This window comes from Aliiroseovarius sp. YM-037, assembly GCF_048060095.1.
GTDB lineage: Bacteria > Pseudomonadota > Alphaproteobacteria > Rhodobacterales > Rhodobacteraceae > JBLUOA01.
Genome location: NZ_JBLUOA010000013.1, coordinates 1 through 5720 on the forward strand (window position 1 = coordinate 1; position 5720 = coordinate 5720).

At 60.5% G+C, this 5720-nt stretch carries 3 protein-coding genes; all 3 read right to left on the minus strand.

What is annotated here, in order from left to right:
* Position 1: 1 nt before the first annotated feature.
* From lpdA to aceE, 3 genes are read right to left on the minus strand one after another with little or no spacing between them, the layout of a single operon-like run.
* Positions 2–1744, minus strand: coding sequence for a dihydrolipoyl dehydrogenase (lpdA, locus tag ACEWPJ_RS18595; protein WP_416514531.1), 1743 nt, complete (start codon positions 1742–1744; stop codon positions 2–4).
* 12 nt (positions 1745–1756) lie between these two features.
* A complete protein-coding gene (gene aceF / locus ACEWPJ_RS18600; protein ID WP_416514533.1) occupies positions 1757–3037 on the minus strand; it encodes a dihydrolipoyllysine-residue acetyltransferase in 1281 nt (426 codons plus the stop codon).
* A gap of 23 nt (positions 3038–3060) precedes the next feature.
* A complete protein-coding gene (gene aceE / locus ACEWPJ_RS18605) occupies positions 3061–5718 on the minus strand; it encodes a pyruvate dehydrogenase (acetyl-transferring), homodimeric type (protein ID WP_416514534.1) in 2658 nt (885 codons plus the stop codon).
* Positions 5719–5720: the final 2 nt, after the last annotated feature.

Here is a 5720-nt window from a genome sequence, read left to right on the forward strand (position 1 = left end):
TTCACTTCCTTTTCTTCGGTGGGATTAGGTCTGTTATTGTTCCTTCGAACATTTCTGCTGCGAAGTTTACGGTTTCAGAGAGTGTTGGGTGTGGGTGTATTGTGTGTCCGAGGTCTACGGCGTCGGCGCCCATTTCGATGGCGAGTGCGACTTCGGCGATCAGATCGCCTGCGTTGGGGCCGACGATGCCAGCGCCGATCACGCGGTCGTCTTCTTCGTCGAACAGAACCTTGGTGATCCCTTCGGAGCGCCCGAGCGAGAGGGAGCGGCCTGAGGCGGCCCATGGGAAGACGCCCTTGCCGAGTTTCAGCCCGCGTTCCTTTGCTTGTGTTTCGGTCAGGCCGACCCACGCAACCTCAGGGTCCGTATAGGCGACCGACGGGATCACGCGGGCATCGAAGAAGCGTTTGTGACCTGCACAGACCTCCGCCGCGACCTTGCCTTCGTGGACCGCCTTGTGGGCCAGCATTGGCTGGCCGACCACATCGCCAATCGCAAAGATATGCGGCTGCCCGGTGCGTTGTTGCCCGTCAACGGCGATAAAGCCGCGATCATCCACGGCGACGCCCGCTGCTTCGGCGTTGATCAGCTTGCCGTTCGGCTTGCGCCCCACGGCGACCAGCACCTTGTCGTAGATACCAGCGCTTTCCTCGCCCTTCTCATCCTCAAACGTGACCTTCAGCCCGTTCTTCTGGGCCTTCACATCGGTCACTTTGGTCTTGAGTTTAATCTCTTCATAGCGGCCTTCGATCCGTTTATGGAGCGGTTTGACAATGTCCTTGTCAGCGCCCGGAATAATCTGATCCATCAGCTCGACCACGGTGATCTTCGACCCCAGCGCGTCGTAAACGCAGGCCATTTCCAGACCGATAATGCCGCCGCCCAGAACCAGCATCCGCTTCGGGATACCGTCAAGTTCCAGCGCGCCGGTTGAATCGATCACGCGGTCATCGTCATGCGGGATGAACGGCAGCGTGACGGGTTCAGACCCCGCCGCGATGATACACTGGTCAAAGCTGACGGTTTTCGTGCCGTCCTTGCCCTCAACCTCGATCATGTTCGGGCCGGTGAACTTGCCGTAGCCGTTCACGACCTCGACCTTGCGGCCCTTCGCAAGGCCCGACAGGCCGCCCGTCAACTGCTTGACGACCGAGGATTTCCAGCCGACCAGCTTTTTGACGTCGACCTTGGGCTTGGCGAACTTGATGCCGTGGTCGTCCATCTCTTCGGCTTCGGTGATCACCTTGGCCGCGTGCAGAAGCGCCTTGGAGGGGATACAGCCCACGTTCAGGCAGACGCCGCCAAGGGTGCTGTCTTTTTCGATCAGCACGACCTTCTTGCCAAGATCAGCGGCCCGGAACGCCGCCGTATAACCGCCGGGGCCGGAGCCGAGCACGACAACGTCGCCGTGGATATCGCCAGCGCCGGAGGCCGTGCCGGTCGCGGCCACGGATTTCGGGGCCTCGATTGGGGCGTCTTCCTTGGGGGCATCGTCTTGCGGCGCATCGCCGGCGTCGGCCCCTTCCAGCACCATGATGACGGCGCCTTCAGAGACCTTGTCGCCTTCGCTGACCTTGATGTCCTTCACCACGCCATCGGCGGGGCTGGGCACTTCCATCGTCGCCTTGTCGCTTTCCAGTTCGATCAGCGGGTCTTCGGCAGACACCGTATCGCCTACGCTGACCAGAATGCCGATCACCGGAACGTCGGAAAAATCGCCGATATCGGGAACTTTGACTTCCATCAGACCGCCCCCCTACAGCATCAGCCGGCGCACATCGCCGAGCAGGTGTTTCAACGTCGCGCAGAACCGCGCGGCAAGTGCCCCGTCAATCGCGCGATGGTCATAGGACAGCGACAGCGGCTGCATGTTGCGCGGCAGGAACGCGCCTTTTTCCTTGTCCCAGACCGGGGCCATCTTCGACCGGGTCAGGCCAAGGATCGCAACCTCGGGCGCGTTGACGATCGGAGTGAAGGACGTGCCACCGATCCCGCCAAGCGAAGAGATCGTGAAGGTCGCGCCGGACATATCATCGCCCTTGAGCTTGCCCTCACGCGCCTTGGCGGACAGATCGCCGAGCTCCTTGGAGATCGCGATGATCCCCTTGCGGTCGGCATCCTTGATCACCGGAACGACCAGACCGTTCGGCGTGTCAGCCGCAAAGCCGATATTGTAAAAACCCTTCTTGATCAGCTTGTCGCCATCGGGATGGATCGAAGAGTTCACCTCCCAATGCTGTTTCAGCGCGGAAACGGATGCCTTGATCACAAAGCTCAGCAGCGTCACGCGGTAGCCGTCCTGCTTGGCTTGCGTATCAAGCTCGCGCCGGTAGCCGTCAAGATCGGTGATGTCAGCCTCTTCGTTATGGGTGACATGCGGGATGTTCAGCCAGGACCGGTGCAGCGCGGGACCGGAGAGTTTCTTGATCCGCGGCATGTCCACATCTTCGACCGGGCCGAACTTTGAGAAGTCCACAGCCGGGATCGGCGGTATGCCCATGCCACCCTGCGCACCACCGGCAGCGGCAGCAGACCCTGCCGAGGATTGCTTGAGATACGCGGTCACGTCTTCGCGCAGGATACGGCCCTTGCGGCCGGTCCCGTTGATCTTGCCAAGGTCGATTTCAAGCTGGCGCGCGAAGGCCCGGACCGAGGGCGACGCGTGCGCCTTGCCAAACCCGGCATCCGTGATCGCCGCAGGGGCAGCGGCTGGGGCAGCGGCCGGGGCGGATGCGGGGGCCGGGGCTGCAGCTGGGGCTGACGCCTCTTCCTTCTGTTCCTCGGCAGGGGCAGCACCTGCGCCATCACCATCAACGATCAGCAACAGCGTGCCTTCAGAGACGTTGTCGCCCTCGCTGACCTTGATTTCCTTGACCGTGCCAGAGGCGGGCGACGGTACTTCCATCGTCGCCTTGTCGCTTTCCAGTTCGACCAGCGGGTCCTCTTCGGAGATCGTGTCACCCACGCTCACCAGAATGCTGATGACCGGAACGTCGGTAAAATCGCCAATATCGGGTACTTTGACTTCGGTTGTCATGTTGTCTGTCTCCTCTTACCCGATCACACCAGCCGGGGGTTAGGCTTTTCGCCGTCGACGTCATATTTCTTGAGAGCGCTTTCGAGGTCCTTCTTCGTCACCGCACCGTCACGGTAAAGATCGACCATCGCGGCAGCCGCGATATGGTTCGCGTCCACCTCAAAGAACCGCCGCAGGTTCACACGACTGTCCGAACGGCCAAAGCCGTCCGTGCCAAGCACCGTGAACTGACCCGGCACAAAGGCGCGGATCTGTTCGGCGTAGTTCTTCATGTAATCCGTCGCCGCGATGATCGGGCCCTTGGCCTTTTCAAGCTGCTCGGTCACATAGGCTTTCTTTGGCTCTTTCAGCGGGTTCAGCCGGTTCCAGCGCGCCACGTCCTGACCGTCGCGGGCCAATTCGTTGAGGCTGGTCGCCGACCAGATGTCGGACGTGACGCCAAAGTCCTTCTTCAGCATCTCAGCCGCCTTCAGCGCCTGCACCAGAATGGTGCCCGACCCCAGCAGGTTCACATGTTTCTTGCCGGGCTTCTTGGTCTTCTCAAGACAATAGAGCCCCTTGACGATCCCCTCTTCCGCGCCCATCGGCATGTCAGGATGCGTGTAGTTTTCATTCATCAGGGTCAGGTAAAAATACACATCCTCCTGATCGACATACATCCGCTTCAGGCCGTTATGCACAATCACCGCGACCTCATAGCTGAAGGTCGGGTCATAGGTGATGCAGTTCGGGATCGTCCCGGCAAGGATGTGGCTGTGCCCGTCCTCATGCTGCAAGCCTTCGCCGTTCAGCGTCGTGCGCCCCGCCGTCCCGCCGAGCATGAAGCCCCGCGCCCGGCTGTCGCCCGCGGCCCAGGCCAAGTCGCCGATCCGCTGGAAGCCGAACATCGAATAGTAGATGTAGAACGGCACCATCGGCACGCCGTGGTTGGAATAGGACGTGGCGGCCGCAATCCAGTCGGCCATCGCGCCGGCTTCGTTGATGCCCTCCTGCAAGACCTGACCGTCCTTGCTTTCCTTGTAGAACATCATCTGGTCCGCATCTTCAGGCGTATAGTTCTGCCCCAGCGGATTATAAATCCCGGCAGAGCGGAACAAGCCCTCCATCCCGAAGGTGCGGCTTTCGTCGGGCACAATCGGCACGACGTTCTTGCCCATGTTCTTGTCGCGCAGCAGTGTCGTCAGGATCCGCACGAACGCCATCGTGGTTGAGATTTCGCGATCTCCGGTGCCCTTCAGCTGACCGTCGAACTTGTCGAGGCCGGGGATGTCCAGCTTCGGCGTCTCGCGCCATTCGCGCTTCGGGAACTCCCCGCCAAGCTCTTTGCGGCGCTCAAGGATATACGCCTTCTGCGCGTTGTTCAGCTTGACGAACGGCGCGTTCGGCAGGTCTTCGTCGCTGATCGGAATCTTGAACCGGTCGCGGAAGGCGCGCAGCTGATCCTCAGCCAGTTTCTTCTGCTGGTGGGTGGTGTTCTGTCCTTCACCAGCAGACCCCATGCCGTAACCCTTGACCGTTTTCACCAGCAGACACGAAGGCTGGCCCTTCGTCTCGGTCGCGCGCTTGAAGACGGTATAAACCTTTTCCGGGTCATGCCCGCCCCGGCGCAGCGCCCAGATCTGATCGTCGCTCCAATCCTCGACCAGCGCGGCGGTTTCCGGGTATTTGCCGAAGAAGTGCTTGCGGATATAGGCGCCATCCTTCGACTTGAAGGTCTGGTAATCGCCATCGACGGTTTCATCCATCAACTGACGCAAGCGGCCTGTCGTGTCTTTCTCAAGCAGCTCGTCCCAGCCCTTGCCCCACAAGAGTTTGATGACGTTCCAGCCCGCCCCGCGGAAGTCGCCCTCAAGCTCCTGCACGATCTTGCCGTTGCCGCGCACCGGGCCGTCCAGCCGTTGCAGGTTGCAGTTCACAACAAAGATCAGATTGTCGAGACCTTCGCGCGCCGCAAGGTCAATCGCGCCCCGGCTTTCCGGTTCGTCCATCTCGCCATCGCCAAGAAAGCACCAGACCTTGCGGTCCGCCATGTCGATATGACCCCGGTTGTGCATGTATTTCATGAACCGCGCCTGATAGATCGCCATCAATGGACCAAGGCCCATGCTGACCGTCGGGAACTGCCAGTAATCCGGCATCAGCCACGGATGCGGATAAGAGGACAGCCCACCGCCATCCACTTCGGACCGGAAATTTTCAAGCTGCTCCTCGCTGATCCGGCCCTCCATGAAGCTGCGCGCATAGATGCCGGGGATCACATGACCCTGGAAAAACACAAGATCACCGCCGTGGATCGCGCTTTTCGACCGCCAAAAATGGTTCAACCCGATGTCATACATAACCGCGGAAGACGCGAAAGACGCGATATGCCCGCCATACTCGCTGCTGACCTTGTTGCGCCGCACAACCGTCGCCATCGCGTTCCAGCGGTTGATCGTCCGGATGCGCCACTCCATCTCAAGATCGCCAGGAAAATCCGCCTGATCGTCCGTCGGAATCGTGTTCTGGTAAGGCGTCGTCGAGGAAAACGGCAAAGACGCACCAGAAGCCCGCGCCTGCTGAACAGCCTTGTCCAAAAGAAAATGCGCGCGGTTCGCTCCATCACGCGCAATAACATCCTCAACAGCATCCTGCCACTCGCGCGACTCAATCGGATCAATGTCTTGGGTGGCGTCGGTCATGG